This is a genomic window from Desulfomarina profundi, assembly GCF_019703855.1.
GTDB lineage: Bacteria > Desulfobacterota > Desulfobulbia > Desulfobulbales > Desulfocapsaceae > Desulfomarina > Desulfomarina profundi.
In genome coordinates this window covers 2,424,644-2,441,413 of record NZ_AP024086.1, presented here as the reverse complement: position 1 = coordinate 2,441,413, position 16,770 = coordinate 2,424,644, and the positions used below count along the sequence as shown (strand labels likewise).

Sequence of the window (16,770 nt, the reverse complement as noted above, 5' to 3'; positions counted from 1 at the left end):
AAATAATTATGTCCATATTGTCTGGCTTTGCATGCCATTGTCAATGAAGTTCGATTTCTCTGAAAATTCATAACGAAAGGTTTTTTGGCCGCAGTCGGATTTTTATTGCTTGTGGCAGCTGAGCCATTGGGTTCGGGCATGCCGGTTGCGAACCTGGCCGGAAAAACAAAGAAGGGAAGGAAAAGGATAGGGTCAGGTCTCTCTTTTCTGCAGGTGGGCCTGGACGTATCTGATTTCTTCGTAGGAGTATTCCTCATCAAGGGCCTGTTTAATTTCACTCAGGAGGGGGTCTCGGCTTTTTCAATTGCTTCGATGATTATTTTAATTTTTTCAGGGGGCATCAGTTGTTCTATTCTGATTTTTCCCAACTCAATACATTGAGCCAGGTGTCGATGAATGGTGGAGGAGACAAGTTCTCTTTTTTCTGCTATTTCCGGGACTGTCAAGCCTGTATTAAAAAGTTCAAGGGTGAGGTCAATGGTGTTTTTTTTGACAGGTTTTTCTTTTTTGGGTTTGTTCGATTTTTCTTGTCCACCCGGCTCGGGAAGGGTGGGGGATTGAATACCATGTTTTTGCCGATAGGTTCTTACCATTGCAAGGATATCTTCGCCGTACCGTTCTGCCAGAACCTTACCGATGCCCTTGATTTTGAGCAGGGCAGCCTGGGTTTCCGGAAGGTGCATGACAATCTGTACCAGGGTCTTCTGGTGGAGGATCTGAAAGGGGGCGATGTTATCTTTTTTTGCCCTGTCCGTTCGCCACTGGCGGATAGTCTGGAAAAGTTCAGGATGGGTAATGTCTTCTTCGGTATAGAAAGGAGTTTGTTTTTTCTCTTTTTTCTTCTGAAAGTTGAGTTCTGCGGCAGACAGGGCCCGAAGGTAAGCTGCTGGTGAAAAGCCATGGCCACAGACAGCAACTGCGGCCACTTTTACACTTCCCTCTTCTTTTACCTGTTTATGTAATTTCCTGAGGCGTTTGCCCAGTTCCTTGTTGTCCGTCTCGATTGAAAGTCTGTCGATTGGTGCAAGAAGGAGTGATTTCAGCTTTTCTCCGAAATAATCTGAAGCCTTGTTTATTCGCTCAACAATGACTTTGTCGTTTGTCGGCAGTATGTCTTCCCGGAACAACCCCTGCAGCTGGCGGCCGAAATTTTCACCTACCGTACAGATTTCTGTAAAACACGTCTGCTGCAATTCCTGTATGTCCGTGATTCCTGCCAGATGAATAATGTTGCTGTTGCCTTTTACAAGGCCGGTAAAACGACCCAGAAGGTAGCGCAGTTTGTCGAAAGTAAAGCATTCAAGCAGAAGCCGTTGCTGGTAACGGATTGCTGCACGTTCAAGGAGTTTTCGGTTTGGCCTGCTTTTCCGGCTTTCACGGGTAAACCTGGCAATGGCAGGGTCACTTTTGATTGCAGATCCGGAGAGGGGAGAGCTGAGAATCAGACCTTCCAGGGTCCTGCAACGGCTGAGGGCAACGTAAACCTGGCCGTGGGCAAAGGCGGCCCGGGCATCAATTATGGCGTGATTAAAGGTGAGTCCCTGGCTCTTGTGAATGGTTATGGCCCATGCCAGTTTCAGGGGATATTGTTCAAATTCGCCGATTCTGTTTTCCTTGATTTCTCCGTTTTCCTCGTCGAGTTTATACTCGATATTTTCCCATGTTTCCGGTGATACGGTAATGGGTTCGGTATCCCCCGGACATTTGACCAGAATTTCCTCTCCGCGGATGTGGAGGATTTTACCAATTTTACCGTTGAAATAGAGTTTTTCAGGAGAGCTGTCGTTGCGGACGAACATGACCTGGGCCCCTTCCTTCAGTTCCAGCAGGGCGGATGTCGGATAGGTATGCTCAGGGAAATCACCGACTATTTCCGCCTCGAATCTGCGGGTTGGGGTGATGAGCGAGTTCAGTCTGGCGCTATTAATATCGTCTGCGTTACGGTTATGTGTACAGAGGGTGATGAAGCCTTCTTTTTCCGCCGATGAGGTGTCGGGCAGGTATCTTCTGTTGAGTTCCTGCAGACTGCTCTCGTCCAGGTTGTTGTCACGGACCTTGTTGAGAAGATCAATGAATTTTTTGTCCGATTGACGATAGATATGCTGTAGTTCTATGGTGTAGAATTCTGTCTTCCTCAGACTGTTACTGCTGAAAAAATAGGGGGAGTCGTAATATTGTGAAAGCAGTCTCCATTCGTTCTCCCGGACCACAGGAGCCAGTTGATGGAGGTCTCCGATCATGAGCAGCTGTACTCCACCAAACGGCAGACTGGAGCGTCTGTATTGGCGCAGAACGCTGTCTACCCCGTCCAGCATGTCCGAACGTACCATGCTGATTTCGTCGATGACAAGCAGGTCAAGACTTTTAATAATATTGACTTTTTCCTTTCTGAATTTGCGGCGGTTGCCCTGGGAAAAAGCTTCGCTCCCGGGAACAAAGGGGCTAAAAGGTAATTGAAAGAAGGAATGGAGGGTGACACCACCGGCGTTGATGGCTGCCACTCCGGTTGGGGCAGTGACAACCATGCGTTTCGGGCTTCTTTTTCTCAGGTTTTTCAGAAAAGTTGTTTTCCCGGTTCCAGCCTTGCCCGTCAGGAAAATATTGCAGTCCGTGGTTGCAAGGAATTCGCGCGCGAGTTCGAGTTCGGGATTGGTCGCGTTCATCGGGCCTGTCCCGCCTCAGCCGTTCTGATAGACAACCCTTGTTGTTTCGGCATCAAAAATATGGAGCTGTTCAAGGTTGAAAGCGACATCTATTTTTTCTCCGTTCTGAATGATTTTTCGTCCTTCGCATCTGGCAACAAATGTTACGCCGTTCATTGCAACGTGCAGATGATTCTCATTTCCGAGGGGTTCAACAACCTTCACTGTTCCAGGGAAGATCCATTCCTTCCGGAGGACATCTTTTTCTCCGGCAATAGTGATTTCTTCCGTGCGCAGCCCCATGATAACCTTCTGTCCGTCGGTGAACTCAGCACTCGGCAGGGGAGGAACAGGCATCCTGAAATCGTTGCCGAAATCGAGATATGCAGATTTATTATCACCACGGATTATGCAGGGAATAAGATTCATTGGTGGAGTACCGATAAAGCCGGCGACAAAGATATTGACCGGTTTTAAAAAGAGCTCCAGCGGGGTTCCTACCTGTTCAATATAACCGTCTTTCAGAATCACTATTCTGTCAGCCAGGGTCATGGCTTCCACCTGATCGTGAGTCACGTAAATCATGGTGGACTGAACCCGCTGGTGGAGCAATTTGATTTCGGCCCGCATCTGGATCCGGAGTTTTGCGTCTAGATTGGACAGTGGCTCGTCAAAAAGAAAAATCGAGGGTTTTCTGACCATAGCCCGGCCCATGGCCACCCTTTGGCGCTGTCCGCCGGAGAGTTCATGGGGCTTTCGTTTGAGCAGTTCACCCAGCTCAAGGATTTCCGCCACTTCCTCAACCCGTTGTTTGATTTCTTCTTTGGGGGTTTTCAGCTGCCTGAGTCCGAATGCCATGTTCTCGTAAACATTCATATGGGGATAAAGCGCATAATTCTGAAAGACCATGGCAAGGCCGCGATCCTTGGGTGCTTTTTCATTTATGACTTCACCGTCAATGGAGATAGTGCCTTCGGATATCTCTTCAAGTCCAGCTATCATCCGTAAAAGGGTAGATTTACCACAACCTGAAGGGCCAACAAGGACAAGGAACTCCTTGTCCCTTACTTCAAGATCAATCCCGTGAATGACCTCGGTTTTGCCGTATCTTTTGATTACATGTTCAAATTTCAATACCGTCATTGTGAAATCCGCCTTTCGATTTTTGAAACATTTTTTTTCGAAGAAGAAAAACTGAAATCCATGACAGTTTCGTGATTTTTTGTGCATCACCCTCAGATGTACACGGATTCAGGTTAAATAGTGTTTGTCCATAAATGGCCTTTTTGCCCGATTTCTGCATCGCAACGAATAATAAAAATGCTCACATATGTCTAATATGCTGCCCTTTTTATTATTCTGTGCTCCTCGGAGTCTGCGCTTACCTGAACTCGAACAAAAAATCTCATTTCTGTACAGACACTCAATATACTGAGTTCAAAAAACAATAAATAGTGACAGAGCACAACTGTTTTTTATTGAAATATTTATGAATGAGAAAGAAAAAATACTTTTTGGAGTGTTTGTATATGGCAGTAAAATATGGTGAAAAGACATTTTTTCCGAAATATACGAAATCAATTTGGCTTTCGAACTATTGCCGACTGCTTTCAATAAAGGTATGTTATACAGTTCTGAACATCACCTCAGGTGAATTTTTCATACTGGCGGTATGAGAGATTATCTGGCAATCAGGAATATTTTATGTTTTGCTGGGTTGAGGTGTAAGCAGTGAAAATATTGACCTGTTTATTTGGGAATATATTTTCATGGAACTACTTATCCCTTTGAAGGGGGGTAGTGAACAAGATTCTTTTTCCAGGAGGGAGCACTATGAAATTAAACCGTTTGGTTGTAAGTGTTGCTGTGGGTATCAGTCTGGCATTCCCGGCAGCAGTACTGGCAAAGCCCGTGACTATCAACTGGTGGCATGCAATGAGAAGCGCCAGGGGAAAAGTCGTTGAGAACATGATAAAGAAATTCAACGAATCCCAGTCAGAGTATGTGGTTGTCGGTACCAATAAAGGTAACTACGATGAGGTTATGAATGCCGGCGTCGCAGCATTCAGAGCAAAAAAACAACCCCATATTCTTCAGGTTTTTGAAGTGGGAACCCAGACCATGATGCAGTCGGGCGCAATTTATCCCGTTCATAAACTCATGGCTGAAAACGGTTACAATATTGACTGGTCCAATTATCTCCAGGCTGTTCTCTCCTATTACATGGATGCTGACGGTAATCTCATGTCGATGCCTTTTAATTCTTCGACGCCCATTATGTATTATAATGTCAGCATGTTTGAAAAAGCCGGTATCGCACCTCTTTCCAAGACGAAACCCATAACATGGGATGAACTTGGAAAAATAACCAAAAAAATCGTAGATGCCGGTATTGCTCCCGCAGGGATGGTTACCGCATGGCAGTCCTGGGTCCAGATTGAGAATTACAGTGCCATTCACAACGTGCCATTTGCAAGCAGGGCAAACGGTTATGAAGGGCTTGACTGTGAATTGAAAATCAATAATCCTCTTGTTGTCGGTCATATTGAGCGATTGAAAAAATGGGCGGATGACAAACGGTTCATGTACGGTGGGCAGAAATACCAGGGACCAAAATCAGAATTCATCGCCCAGCATGTGGCTGTATATATGGATTCCGTCAGTGGAATTGCCAAGCTGAAAAAAGCTGTGAAGAATTTTAAATGGGATGCGGCACCCCTTCCTGTGGAAGCATCCATGAAAAACCCACAGAACTCCATTATCGGTGGGGCCTCTCTCTGGGTTCTCAAGGGCCACAGTAAGAAGGAATATGAGGGTGTGGCTGCATTTTTGAAATTCCTGGCAGGCAATGAGATGCAGGAATACTGGCATAAGGAAACCGGCTATTTTCCTATTACTCTGAATGCCTATAATGATCTGAAGGCAAAAGGATATTATAAGGAAAATCCCCTGCAGACTGTGGGTATCGATCAGCTCAACCGGGCAATCCCCACCAAAATTTCCAGGGGACTGCGTCTTGGATATTTTGTTCAGATAAGAAATATCATCAATGAGGAACTTGAGCTTGTCTGGAACGGAAAGAAAACACCCCAGGAAGCACTGGACAATGCAGTTGCCAGAAGCAATGTCCAGCTGAGAACCTTTGAAAGAACCTATAAAAAATAAAGAGCAAGCATAAATACAGCCGGAGCTTCCAGACGGGAGCTCCGGCTGAACTGTTAATATGATTAAACGATCCGCCTTTAAATCATCCTATCTGCCCTACTTCCTTATTCTGCCACAGGTTGTTATTACCCTGACTTTTTTTTACTGGCCGGCACTGCAGGGACTGATCCAGTCTTTTCTGTTAAGTGATCCCTTTGGGCAGAGCAGCAGATTTGTCTGGTTTTACAACTATCTTGAGATTTTCAGGGATCCTCTTTATCTCAAGTCGATTCTGACGACGTTTACCTTCAGCATCGCGGTTGCCTCTGTGTCTATTTCCCTGGGGCTTTTTATTGCAACCATGGCCAACAGAGCGCTGCGGGCTACAGCCCTTGTCAGAACACTGCTTATCTGGCCCTATGCCGTGGCACCGGCCATTTCAGGTATTCTCTGGCTTTTCCTTCTTCACCCCTCTTACGGCATTGTGGCGCTTGGCATCAAAAAATGGCTGGGGGTGGACTGGAATCCCGTACTGAACGGTATGGATGCCATGATCATGATTACCATGGCCAGCGCCTGGAAACAGATAAGCTATAATTTTGTCTTTTTCATGGCCGGTTTGCAGGCCATTCCAAAATCTCTGATAGAGGCCGCCGCCATTGACGGTGCCAGCCCTTTCAAGCGGTTCTGGGCCATTACTTTTCCTCTGTTGTCCCCGACTTTTTTCTTTTTGTCCGTAATGAATATCATCTATTCATTTTTTGAAACCTTCGGTGTGATTCATACGGTCACCCAGGGGGGCCGGGGGGCTCAACGAATATCCTTGTCTATAAAGTCTACCAGGATGGCTTTGTCGGTCTGAACCTCGGTTCCTCGTCCGCCCAGTCCGTTGTCCTGATGACTCTCATTATAGTAATCACTGTTCTGCAATTTAAATATGTAGAGAAAAAAGTCCAATATACCGGATAGTTACCATGGTTGAAAAAACACCTGTACTCGATACCTTTACCTATGTTTTTCTGATGGTTGGAATTCTAATTGTCGGTTTTCCCATCATATACAGTCTGATTGCAGCAACACTTCCCCTGGAAGATGTTTCAAAAGTACCTATACCGCTTATTCCCGGGGATCAGTTTCTGGTCAACATGAAAGAGGCGTGGACAAGAGGTAATCTCGGCACCCAGATCATGAACTCCTTCATCATGGCAGCCGGTATTACCATCGGTAAAATCATTGTTTCCATTTTTGGTGCATTTTCCATAGTCTATTTTGACTACAGGCTTCGTGTGGTGGCTTTTGCGTCTGTTTTCTGCACTCTTATGCTGCCTGTTGAAGTTCGGATAATGCCAACCTATGAAGTAGCTGCCAATGTCCTTGGCCCGCTTCAGGCCCTATGGGATACTCTTCATCTCAACGGCATGGTCTCATGGATTGTCGGCCACGACTTTGAAATGACTCTCAACTGGTCACTGCTGGACAGTTATACAGGTCTGATAATGCCCCTGATAGCGTCTGCTACCTGTACCTTTCTTTTCAGACAGTTCTTTCTTACAGTCCCGGAAGAACTGAGTGAGGCTGCAAAAATGGACGGTGCCAGCCCCATGACTTTTTTCCGAAAGATTTTATTTCCTCTTTCAAAAACCAATATTGCCGCCCTGATCGTGATAGAGTTTGTCTATGGTTACAACCAATATCTCTGGCCACTGCTCATTACAACGGACCCTCATATGACTACGGCTGTTATCGGTCTGCAGGACCTGATTCCCCAGGCGGATGACCTGCCAGAATGGAATGTGGCCCTGGGGCTGCCCTGATGGTGATGATGCCTCCAGTTCTTGTCGTTCTGTCCATGCAGCGCTGGTTTGTCAAAGGACTGATTGAACGGGAAAAATAATCCATGGATTTGGATAAGCAGCCATGCCTTTATCCGTAAATCAGGCGCGGAAGCAGCAGCACGATATCGGGGCAGAAAGTCAGCAGGAGCAGGATGGCCATCTGTATGAGCAGAAAAGGGATGACCGCCCGGGAAACGTAGAGCAGGTTTTTATGGACACGGGCTCCTGAAATATAGAGGCTGACTCCCAGGGGTGGAGTACAGTAGCCTATACCGAGATTTATAGTCATCAGCAGGCCAAAGTGCATGGTGTTTATACCGAATTTGTCCAGGAGTGGCAGAAAGATCGGGGTGAGGATCAGGGTTGCTGAGATAATATCCATGAACATGCCGATAAAGAGCAGCAGCACATTGACGGAGAGCAGAAAAACCCAGGGGAAGATATATTTTCCACAACCACGGCGGCAATTTTGCCTGGAATCTGCTCGAAGGTCAGGTATTCTCCAAAGACCGAAGCCCCGGCAACGATAATGAGAAGAGTGGAAGAGGTAATTGCCGAGGTGACAACCACCTTTTTTACATCCCTCATTTTCATGTCTTTGTGGATAACTATTTCCACGAAAAAGGCATAAAAACAGGCAACAACTGCGGCTTCATTAGCCGTGAAGAGACCGGAGTAGATACCACCGAAGATAAGCACGGGGAGGAAAAGGGCCCAGCAGCTTTCTCTCAGTACGGTCAGTGCCTCGCTTACTGAAGGAGCTTTGCGCCTTTTCATTCCGGCTTTTCTGCAAACTATGTATGTGTAGAAACTCATGGCCAGAATGATCATCAGGCCGGGGATGAAACCGGTCAGAAAGAGTGCCTCAAGCTGGTCATTGCTGACCATGGCATAGAGGATCATGGCGATGGAAGGGGGATGATCACTCCCAGGATCGGTGCAGTTGTCATAATCCCCACTGCGAATTTCTCATCATATTCATTTTCGATGAGGGCCGGAATCATGAATCCGCCGATGGCAACTACGGTAGCCACAGTGGAGCCTGAAATTGCCCCGAAGAAGCCACAGGCCAGTATTCCAGCCATGGCAAGTCCTCCCGGGAGAAATCCCACCAGCACGTTTGCCGTTTTGATCAGTTTTTCCACAATGGACCCGGTAGTCATGATGTTGCCGCAGAGAATGAAAAACACTACGACTACCAGGGCAAATTTATCCATACTGCGATAGAGAACTTCAATGACTATTTGGGGGTCGATGCCTACTCCGTAAACAAGGCCGACTGTTCCCGTAAAAAAAAGGGCCATGAAAACCGGGACGGTGGAGGCAAGACAGCCAAGGAGAAGGGCGAAGATAAGAATGTAACTCTGTTCCACGTGCTAATTCTCCCCGGTGATGTCCCGTTTGTTGATCCAGGTTTCCCGGATAGTTATCAGGGTGCGAATAAACATCATGCAGCCCATCAGGGGCAGGATGGCGTAAAAATAGAATTCGGGGATCTGCAGGGTGGCTGTTTTGGCATATTCATCTTCAAACATCATTACCGTCATCTGCCAGCCGAGGTAAACCATGGCTCCGGAAAAGATGAGTACGGTAAACTGGGAAAAGAGAGCCAGAGGTTTTTTCAGTCCCGGCGCCATCTGCGGCAGGGCATCAATGCAGATCATCTCCCTGCTGCGAACGGCGGCCACACAGCCTATGTATGTGGTGAAGAAGATAACTTTCCTGACGATCTCATCTGACCAGTAAATATTAAAATCACTGGTTGTCTTGCGGAGAACAACATTGGCCATGGCCGCCAGGAGAGCGACGCACACAGCCACAAAAAGAGACCATTCCTCGAAAAAAAGAAAAACACGGTCAACTTGTCTGAATATTTTTTTTAGCATGGTTGCCGCAGATTGTTTCGCTTAATCAAAAAAATCTGGTCACTGTGGAACCTGTTCCACGGTGACCAGAAGAGAACCTGGGTTTTATTGACAAGGCTGAAGACTGCCTGGAAAGGAATAATCAGTTATCAGCAAGTGCCTGCCTGACCTTGTTCAGGTAGTCCGGGCCGATTTTTTTCCCCCATTTTTCCAGAACCGGTTCTGCTTTGTGCTTGAGTTCCTGAATATCGGCATCTGACAGTTTGATAAAAGTGACGCCCGCTGCCTTAGCCTTGGCTACTTGAGCCTCATGCTGTCTGCGAGTCAGTTCACGGGTCTTGGAGCTTTCTTCCTTGATAACGGACAGGAGGATTTCCTGAAGATCTTTCGGCAGTTTTTTCAGCCAGCGTTTGTTGATAAGGTGAATAAAAAGCCCCTGGGCGTAATTCAGCTCGGTAAATGACTTGGCGATGGTAAATTTCCTGGTGATATTGCAGACAATAGCGGTATGATCAAGGCCGGTGATAACACCGGTCTGCAGGGCCTGAGGGACATCCGGCCATGGCATGACCGTGAATTTCAAGCCCCATGCCTTGTAGATATCTGTGTTGACCGGAGCTTCCGCAATGCGGAAATTGATTTTCTTTGCGTCAGCATTGGTGGCGACGGGAGTGGTGGTTGCCCAGCCGTATGGGCCGTAACCTGTGATGTCGGCTACAAGCAACCCCTGCCGTTGGGCACCGTTGGCAAAAGGTTCCCACAGTTCCGGCGTATTTCTGAAGGTATCCAGTTTATCAAAAGTATCCACAACATATGGGAGATTGACGATTCCCAGTCTGTCGGAAATATTGGCTGCAGCCACAGAGGAGCTGAGCATGCCCTGAACGGCTCCGAGTTTCAGCTTACTGATAACATCCTTTTCGCCGCCCAGTTGGGCAAGGGGACGGAAATCAACATACAGCCTGCCACCCGATTTTTCCCAGACCTTGTCACGGATACGATAGCCAACTCCTACACCTTCAATAACCGGATGTGATATATTGGAAAGAATATAAGTGTATTTGGCACCACTGGGATCAAATTTGGGTTGCCATGCAGCCAGTGGGTTTTTTTTACCAGCAGCCATGGAACCACAGGGTAGAATCAGGGTGATGAGCAACAGAACAAATAAAAGCTTTTTCATGGGGAGTTTCTCCTCTGCTAATGAAGCAAATGCTCTAAGTTTGGGGTTTCTGATTGACTTCCATACCATAAAATCCTGCTCTTGGTAAAGTGTTTTCTTTAACTAAATACGGTAAAATGCGTATTGTGCATAATTATATTAGACTGTGCGCTTTGGATGATTTATAAATTACTGTTTTGTTGCTTTGTCTGTTAATTTACATTCTGTTTGTTAAAATGGTTTTATTACAGTATGTTACGGTGTTTGTTGGTGGTTGGGGGTGAGGAGTTAGGAGTAAAGGGTGAAGAGTTAGGGGTTAGGAGTGAGGGGTTTTTCAGGTGTTGTGAATTGTAATTATAAACAGCGAGGAAATATGCGAGGAAACAACAGGGCTGCGGATTCTCTTCGGCCGGTTTCGATTGAGCGGGGTGTACAATATCAGGCCGATGGCTCAATCTTGATAAAAATGGGAAATACCCATGTGATATGTGGGGTGTCGGTAGAGGAATCGGTTCCTCCTTTTTTAAAGGATTCAGGGCAGGGGTGGATTACCGCGGAGTACGGCATGTTACCCTGTGCGACCGACAGCCGGTATCGTCGTGAGGTGAACGGCAGGTCCGGTCGAACAATGGAGATCCAGAGACTGGTCGGGCGCAGTCTGCGAATGATGGTTGATTTGAAAACCATTGGCGAGAGAACACTCCGGGTTGACTGTGACGTTCTTAATGCTGATGGGGCACCCGAACAGCAAGTATTACCGGGGGGGCCTGGCAGTTCGTGATGCTCTGAAGAAACTGGTGGCTGAAAAAAAACTCGAAAACCTTCCGGAAATTCTTCCAGTGGCTGCCATTTCAGTGGGAATAGTGGGTGGGATTCCTTTACTTGATCTTGATTACAGTGAGGATTCCGCTGCCGAGGCTGACGCAAATTTTGTCATGTCTGCAGATGGGCGGTGGATTGAAATACAGTCCACGGCGGAAGGTATACCATTTGCCGGTGATGCTTTTCTGACGATGATGGGGTTTGCCGAAAAGGGAATAAGAGAGCTTTTTTCCCTGTGGAAAGAGGAGGGGCAGTATGCGCAGGAAGCATGAAGAGATTGCAGATCAGGAAGAAATAGAAAAACTGCTGAATCGGTGCAGGATAGGGCGGCTGGCAACTTTTGGTCAGGACGGGTACCCGTATATTACTCCTCTGAATTATGTGTATTGGCAGGGAGCTATTTATTTTCACTGTGCACGAAAAGGTGAAAAACTGGATAATATTGACGTGGATGACCGGGTCTGTTTTGAGGTTGATCTCCCACTGGCTTACCTGGATACCGGATTTGACAGGGAAGCTTCACCCTGTTCGGTAAGCCAGTTTTATAAAAGCGTGATTATAAAAGGGCGGGCAGAACGTGTGAATGAGCGAAGAGAAAAGCTGGGGCCCTCAATGCCTTGATGGCAAGCCATGAGGGGATGAGGTCATTTCACGAGATAACAGAGGAAACTGCGGCAGTAGACCTCTGCACGGTTGTTGCGGTTCGTATTGATACTCTTTCAGCCAAGGCGAATCTTGCCCGGAAAAAATCAGAACAGGATAGGGAAAAGATTCGCTCCTATCTTGAAAAACGAAATCTTCCGGGGGACAGGGTGACAGCCGGAGCAATTCGGTAAGTTGCTGAAAAGATAATGAGTTGGCAATGGTTTGTTGTGCTCGGTTGTCTGGCAGGTAGTGGTCTTGTTACTTCAGGAGGTTGCCGGAACCGGGACGGTGTCAGTTTTTTCGGGATTGCACTGCAGCTTGCGGCCGGGCTGACTTTTTTAAAAACATCCTGGTATCCTGTACGGGGATGATCTTTCTTAACAGCTATTTTTTCCAATGCTTTCTCCTTTCCCTGTCAGCATGGTTTTCCCTGTTTTTTCTGCAGAAAAAAAGGGGCTCCAGGTCAGGTGTGAGTCGATACCAGGAGGCCTTTCTGCTGTTCATGGCTCTTTGCTGGTGGTATGTTGCCGGATTGCGTGAAATTCATATGCAGATGTTTCCCTGGAACTTTGAAAACGGCCTTCTTCTTTATTCTGCCGCTGGTTCCATTGGTTTCGGGCTTGTCTCGGAGAAACTGAAGTGGAAATATCCAGAGGTTGTGACGTTTTTCCACCTTCCGCTGATTATGCTTCTTGGAATCTCCGCCTTCTCCGGGCTTCCGGCAGGCGGTCATCTTTTCTCCGGCTGGGGCTGGCTTGCCTGGGGGGTTGCCCTGTATACGCAGTACAGAATTCTTTTTTCCCTGGGGAAAAGATGGCGGAAATCTCTGTTGACTGTTTATCATATGGGAACAGCCATTCTGCTGGCTGCGATTATCTTTCATGAAATGATTTATTTTGTTTCTGATTACGTTTGAAACTCAGCCTGACTATTAAGAACCTGGAGACGCCCCGGGGCTCATTCTGAATCCGTGACGATTTTGAGCTTTTCTATCGAAAAGAATGGAAAAGTATGTTGTTTTCTTGACTTGTGCCGGGCAAGATCTATTGTACCTGAATCGTGAAATACCAATACTGATGGGTAGAGGAAAGAAAACGTGTTTCGATCATTTTTTAAAAGCAGAGAATGGTTTGTCTGGGCCTATGGTGGAGCTTTAATCCTGTTGCTGGCTCTCTATTTTCAAGTGGAACTGACGGTCCGTATCAACGAATGGTATGGCAGTTTTTATAATATTCTTCAGAAAGCAACGGAACATGAGGTGTCGGAGTTGTGGGTGGAGATGCTGAAATTTGCAAAAATTGCCTTTCCTTATGTACTGATTGCAACCGTGACTGCTTACTTTACAAGGATCTATGCGTTTAAATGGCGGGAAGCCATGACCTTTGCCTATGTGGAGAAATGGCAGCAGGTGGAAGAAGAGGTCGAAGGGGCCAGCCAGCGTATCCAGGAGGATATCTACCGCTTTGCCAGGATATTCGAGTCCCTTGGTTTGCAGGTTATCCGGGCCATCATGACACTTTTTGCTTTTCTCCCCATTCTCTGGGGATTGAGCAGCGGTGTGGATATTGAGTTGATCAAAAAAGTTCCGGGCAGTCTGGTCTGGGTGGCACTGATCGTGTCCATTGGAGGTCTGCTGATTTCATGGTTTGTGGGAATCAAGCTGCCGGGGCTTGAATATAACAACCAGAAAGTGGAAGCGGCATTCAGAAAAGAGCTGGTTTATGCCGAGGATGATAAGATCAACTACGGCAAAACAGAGACAATCATTGAGTTGTTTACCGGTCTTAAGTTCAATTACAACAGGCTGTTTCTCCATTACGGTTATTTTGATATCTGGGTCAATTTCTTCGAGCAGCTGATGGTGATTGTCCCTTACCTGATCATGGGGCCGGGACTCTTTACCGGTATCATTACCCTGGGTGTTCTCGTTCAGGTGTCGAATGCTTTCAGCAAAGTACGCGAGTCCTTTTCGATCTTTATTGCCAACTGGACCACTATTACGGAGTTGCGTTCCATTAATAAACGTCTCCGGGAGTTTGAAGAGAATATCGACTATTGACCTGGAAAATTCTTCTTGTCAGTGCTCAGAAGTCTTTGACAACCTTGATGGCATCATCGAGTTTGGCCTGCTCCCTCGCCTTTTTTCTGAACAGTTTTTCCAGTTTTTGACGGGCATTGGAAAGCTGGTGTTCAATGTGTTCCCGTTCGGTTTCGGGTAAGTCGGCCGTGTCTTCGATCTGCTGTTGAAGGGATAGTGTCAGCTTTTCAAGTTTTTGATACTGTTTTTCTGCTCCAGCCATACGTCTTTCCATTTCCTGTAGCCGATCCAGGGCTTCCGCCAGTTCACCAGCTGAACCCTCTTCCGGTTCAGCATCAAGATCAATATCTTCCGCAGCCATAACCAGGGCCGTGGGAGGCAGCTGTGTCAGGACACGTTCCAGGCTGTAACCGCTCGTATCCGTAAGCATGGATCGTTGTATCCGGAAAGGAAGAAAGACGATGGATGAAGAGCTGGAATGGGCCAGAACTGTTTCCGGTTTCCTGTCGTCGGCCAGGATTACCTCTGCCCCGATTCTTGCGTCATCAAGCTGCCGATCTATTTCTTCGATATGCCTGGCCGGGTTTTCTTCTTTTACAGACAATAATCTGATTGCTGCGTTTTTCCACAGTTCATTGCGGGTCATCAGGTGGGCAAGCAACAGCATCAGCCGGCTGCTGGCATCATTGTTCCACCAGACATCAATGGCCCTGTCTTTTTTTTCAGGATCAAAGATATTGCAGGTCCGTAAAGGGTCTATGTGGAAAACAACCAGGTTATAGCCCCGGCGAAAGGCCACACGCAGGTTATGACCGAATTTCATGGCGGTAAGGCCGGGAAAGGGTGTCATGGTTTTCCCGTACCAGTTGGTTAATACAGTGTTTCCTTTTACCGGACCGATTCCATAGCTCTGCAGGAGGTAAGGCAGGGCGGTTGTGAAATCGGGTGCGGTGATGGCCAGGGGGAAGATATCAAGCTTTTCCGTTCGGATAAGCCTGTCCAGTTCTTTCTGTTCATTCCGCCTTGTTTTCTCGACCTTCAGCGGACCTCCTTCAACGATTTTTACAGCAGTAATTATACCGCTTCGTCCTGCAATCCAGTCACCAAAACGGAGGAGAGGCAACCTTCGTTCCTTGTCTTTTGTAAAGGCCAGGATATGAGGACGCCAGTCCCGGTCATGTTCCGGATCATCTCTGGCTGCCAGCAATTGGCTGCGGATAACCTGCATGGCATGGGAGCGGCCGCTGTCGGCCCAGCGGGAAGGTCCGGCTGTCCTTTTTATATATTGATGGATGGCGGCTAGAATGGCCATGGCGATAACTCCGTACTGGGGGTCGAGTGCAAAAATGATCAACAGACAGACAAGGCAGCCGGCAAGGCTCAGGTATTTATTGAACCATTTGAAACGGGGACGAAATGACGGGCTGCTGGAGTTGGCCTCGTAGTAGGTGGCATAGTTGAGCAGTCCGTAGGAAATCAGAAAGAACATGGTGACAATCCGGGCCACCAGGTTCAACTGACCGACCATGATGACACCCACTGCTATGACTCCTGAGAGCAGAACAGCCCGGCGGGGGTTGTTCCCCTTTCCAGCTCCTTTGGCAAAGGGGGTAAGAAGGGGAAAATTCTGTCTGCCGCCAGGGATTGCAAAATCCGTGGCCCACCGAGAAAAGAGGCCATGGCGGAGGAGAGAGTAGCGGCGATGACTCCGGCGTCGATCAGAAAATCATAACGGGAAACCAGTTTGATTGCCTGGTAATCTTCCATCAGTGTTCTGTTTGGCAGAACGCTGGCAAAAACCGCGACCACTGCGAAATAGATGATAATTGATAGCCCGACAGCCATAAAAGTACCGGTGGGCAGGCTTTTTCCGGGATCAGCCAGGTCTCCCGACATGCTGACTCCTTGGGTAAAGCCGGTGACCGCCGGAAAAAAGATTCCAAAAATAACCCAGAATGGTGGACCGCCTGTTGGCTGTGACCAGTTTGCCAGGAAGATGTCTGCGCTGCAACGGGGCAGACCACCGGCGAAAAAGGAAAAAAGAGCGGCTCCCAGCAGGAGCATGACCAGGTACTGGAATCGAGTGGCCCAGTCAGCACCGATCCAGGCGAGTGCAAAAATGGCGGATACGGCAAGAAGGGCAATCAACCGTGGAGAGAGAAAAAACGTTGGTCCCATGATGGCACTGAGGGCCTCGGCAAAACCGATGCAATAGAAGGCCACTGAAACCGACTGGGCAAGGTAGAGGACAATGCCGATGGCTCCACCGAATTCCATGCCCAGTGTGCGGGAAATAAGATAGTAATCACCACCTCCCTTGACCTTGAGATTGGTGGCGATGGCCGCCAGGGACATGCTGGTCAGTACCGTGACGACATTGGCAATGGCAATGATGATGAATGCCCTGGCAACACCACTGCTTCCTGTCACATACCCGAGACGCAGAAAGAGGATAATACCAAGAATAGTGAGGATAGACGGGGTAAAAACTCCGGCAAAGGTGCCAAGTCTGCCTCCACTGTGTTCTGTCTTTTGTGGAGGATCTGATTTTCCGGAGTGGTTTTTATCTTTCATATTTTCATCACTGTTGTTCTGCAGGGGAAAGTACGTTTTCTTT

The 16,770-nt window shown here is 47.6% G+C and carries 10 protein-coding genes and 5 pseudogenes; 9 read left to right on the top strand and 6 right to left on the bottom strand.

What is annotated here, in order from left to right; all coding sequences use genetic code 11:
• Positions 1 to 278: 278 nt before the first annotated feature.
• Both LO777_RS11180 and LO777_RS11175 read right to left on the bottom strand, forming a co-directional pair.
• Positions 279 to 2,663, bottom strand: a complete 2,385-nt coding sequence (locus tag LO777_RS11180; RefSeq protein WP_228853986.1) for an HRDC domain-containing protein — start codon at positions 2,661 to 2,663, stop codon at positions 279 to 281.
• 15 nt (positions 2,664 to 2,678) lie between these two features.
• Positions 2,679 to 3,785 carry an ABC transporter ATP-binding protein gene (locus tag LO777_RS11175; protein WP_228853985.1) on the bottom strand — a complete coding sequence of 369 codons (1,107 nt, stop codon included), beginning with the start codon at positions 3,783 to 3,785 and terminating at the stop codon, positions 2,679 to 2,681.
• Between the two features lie 690 nt (positions 3,786 to 4,475).
• On the opposite strand from LO777_RS11175, the gene ugpB reads away from it, so the two are divergent.
• The 3 genes and pseudogenes from ugpB (at position 4,476) to LO777_RS11160 (ending at position 7,680) form a co-directional block, all read left to right on the top strand.
• A complete protein-coding gene (gene ugpB / locus LO777_RS11170; RefSeq protein ID WP_228853984.1) occupies positions 4,476 to 5,807 on the top strand; it encodes a sn-glycerol-3-phosphate ABC transporter substrate-binding protein UgpB in 1,332 nt (443 codons plus the stop codon).
• Between the two features lie 58 nt (positions 5,808 to 5,865).
• Positions 5,866 to 6,755, top strand: a pseudogene (gene ugpA / locus LO777_RS11165) (sn-glycerol-3-phosphate ABC transporter permease UgpA).
• A gap of 5 nt (positions 6,756 to 6,760) precedes the next feature.
• A pseudogene (locus tag LO777_RS11160) lies at positions 6,761 to 7,680 on the top strand (ABC transporter permease subunit).
• Between the two features lie 29 nt (positions 7,681 to 7,709).
• Here the strand turns inward: LO777_RS11160 and LO777_RS11155 are convergent.
• The 3 genes and pseudogenes from LO777_RS11155 to LO777_RS11145 form a co-directional block, all read right to left on the bottom strand.
• A pseudogene (locus tag LO777_RS11155) lies at positions 7,710 to 8,994 on the bottom strand (TRAP transporter large permease).
• 3 nt (positions 8,995 to 8,997) lie between these two features.
• Complete coding sequence (locus LO777_RS11150) at positions 8,998 to 9,507, bottom strand: TRAP transporter small permease (RefSeq protein ID WP_228853981.1); 510 nt, start codon at positions 9,505 to 9,507, stop codon at positions 8,998 to 9,000.
• A gap of 121 nt (positions 9,508 to 9,628) precedes the next feature.
• Positions 9,629 to 10,669, bottom strand: a complete 1,041-nt coding sequence (locus tag LO777_RS11145) for a TRAP transporter substrate-binding protein (protein WP_228853980.1) — start codon at positions 10,667 to 10,669, stop codon at positions 9,629 to 9,631.
• Between the two features lie 352 nt (positions 10,670 to 11,021).
• On the opposite strand from LO777_RS11145, the pseudogene rph reads away from it, so the two are divergent.
• The 6 genes and pseudogenes from rph to LO777_RS11115 all read left to right on the top strand — a co-directional run bounded on the left by rph (position 11,022) and on the right by LO777_RS11115 (position 14,174).
• Positions 11,022 to 11,742, top strand: a pseudogene (gene rph / locus LO777_RS21065) (ribonuclease PH).
• Positions 11,726 to 12,091, top strand: coding sequence for a pyridoxamine 5'-phosphate oxidase family protein (locus LO777_RS11135; RefSeq protein WP_228853979.1), 366 nt, complete (start codon positions 11,726 to 11,728; stop codon positions 12,089 to 12,091). Before rph ends, LO777_RS11135 begins: the two are co-directional and overlap by 17 nt.
• 17 nt (positions 12,092 to 12,108) lie before the next feature.
• On the top strand, positions 12,109 to 12,306 hold the full coding sequence (locus tag LO777_RS11130; RefSeq protein WP_228853978.1) for a hypothetical protein: 198 nt from the start codon (positions 12,109 to 12,111) through the stop codon (positions 12,304 to 12,306).
• A 15-nt stretch (positions 12,307 to 12,321) separates the two neighbouring features.
• Positions 12,322 to 12,486, top strand: coding sequence for a hypothetical protein (locus LO777_RS11125; protein WP_228853977.1), 165 nt, complete (start codon positions 12,322 to 12,324; stop codon positions 12,484 to 12,486).
• A 98-nt stretch (positions 12,487 to 12,584) separates the two neighbouring features.
• On the top strand, positions 12,585 to 13,031 hold the full coding sequence (locus LO777_RS11120; RefSeq protein ID WP_228853976.1) for a hypothetical protein: 447 nt from the start codon (positions 12,585 to 12,587) through the stop codon (positions 13,029 to 13,031).
• A gap of 180 nt (positions 13,032 to 13,211) precedes the next feature.
• A complete protein-coding gene (locus LO777_RS11115; protein ID WP_228853975.1) occupies positions 13,212 to 14,174 on the top strand; it encodes a putative transporter in 963 nt (320 codons plus the stop codon).
• 25 nt (positions 14,175 to 14,199) lie between these two features.
• Here the strand turns inward: LO777_RS11115 and LO777_RS21060 are convergent.
• Positions 14,200 to 16,727: pseudogene (locus LO777_RS21060) on the bottom strand (amino acid permease).
• Between the last annotated feature and the right edge of the window lie 43 nt (positions 16,728 to 16,770).

Coding starts and splice junctions, on each gene's coding strand:
- LO777_RS11150 (WP_228853981.1), bottom strand. CDS start 9,507: ATGCTAAAAAAAATATTCAGACAAGTTGACCGTGTTTTTCTTTTTTTC.
- ugpB (WP_228853984.1), top strand. CDS start 4,476: ATGAAATTAAACCGTTTGGTTGTAAGTGTTGCTGTGGGTATCAGTCTG.
- LO777_RS11180 (WP_228853986.1), bottom strand. CDS start 2,663: ATGAACGCGACCAATCCCGAACTCGAACTCGCGCGCGAATTCCTTGCA.
- LO777_RS11145 (WP_228853980.1), bottom strand. CDS start 10,669: ATGAAAAAGCTTTTATTTGTTCTGTTGCTCATCACCCTGATTCTACCC.
- LO777_RS11125 (WP_228853977.1), top strand. CDS start 12,322: ATGAGTTGGCAATGGTTTGTTGTGCTCGGTTGTCTGGCAGGTAGTGGT.
- LO777_RS11175 (WP_228853985.1), bottom strand. CDS start 3,785: ATGACGGTATTGAAATTTGAACATGTAATCAAAAGATACGGCAAAACC.
- LO777_RS11130 (WP_228853978.1), top strand. CDS start 12,109: ATGAGGTCATTTCACGAGATAACAGAGGAAACTGCGGCAGTAGACCTC.
- LO777_RS11135 (WP_228853979.1), top strand. CDS start 11,726: ATGCGCAGGAAGCATGAAGAGATTGCAGATCAGGAAGAAATAGAAAAA.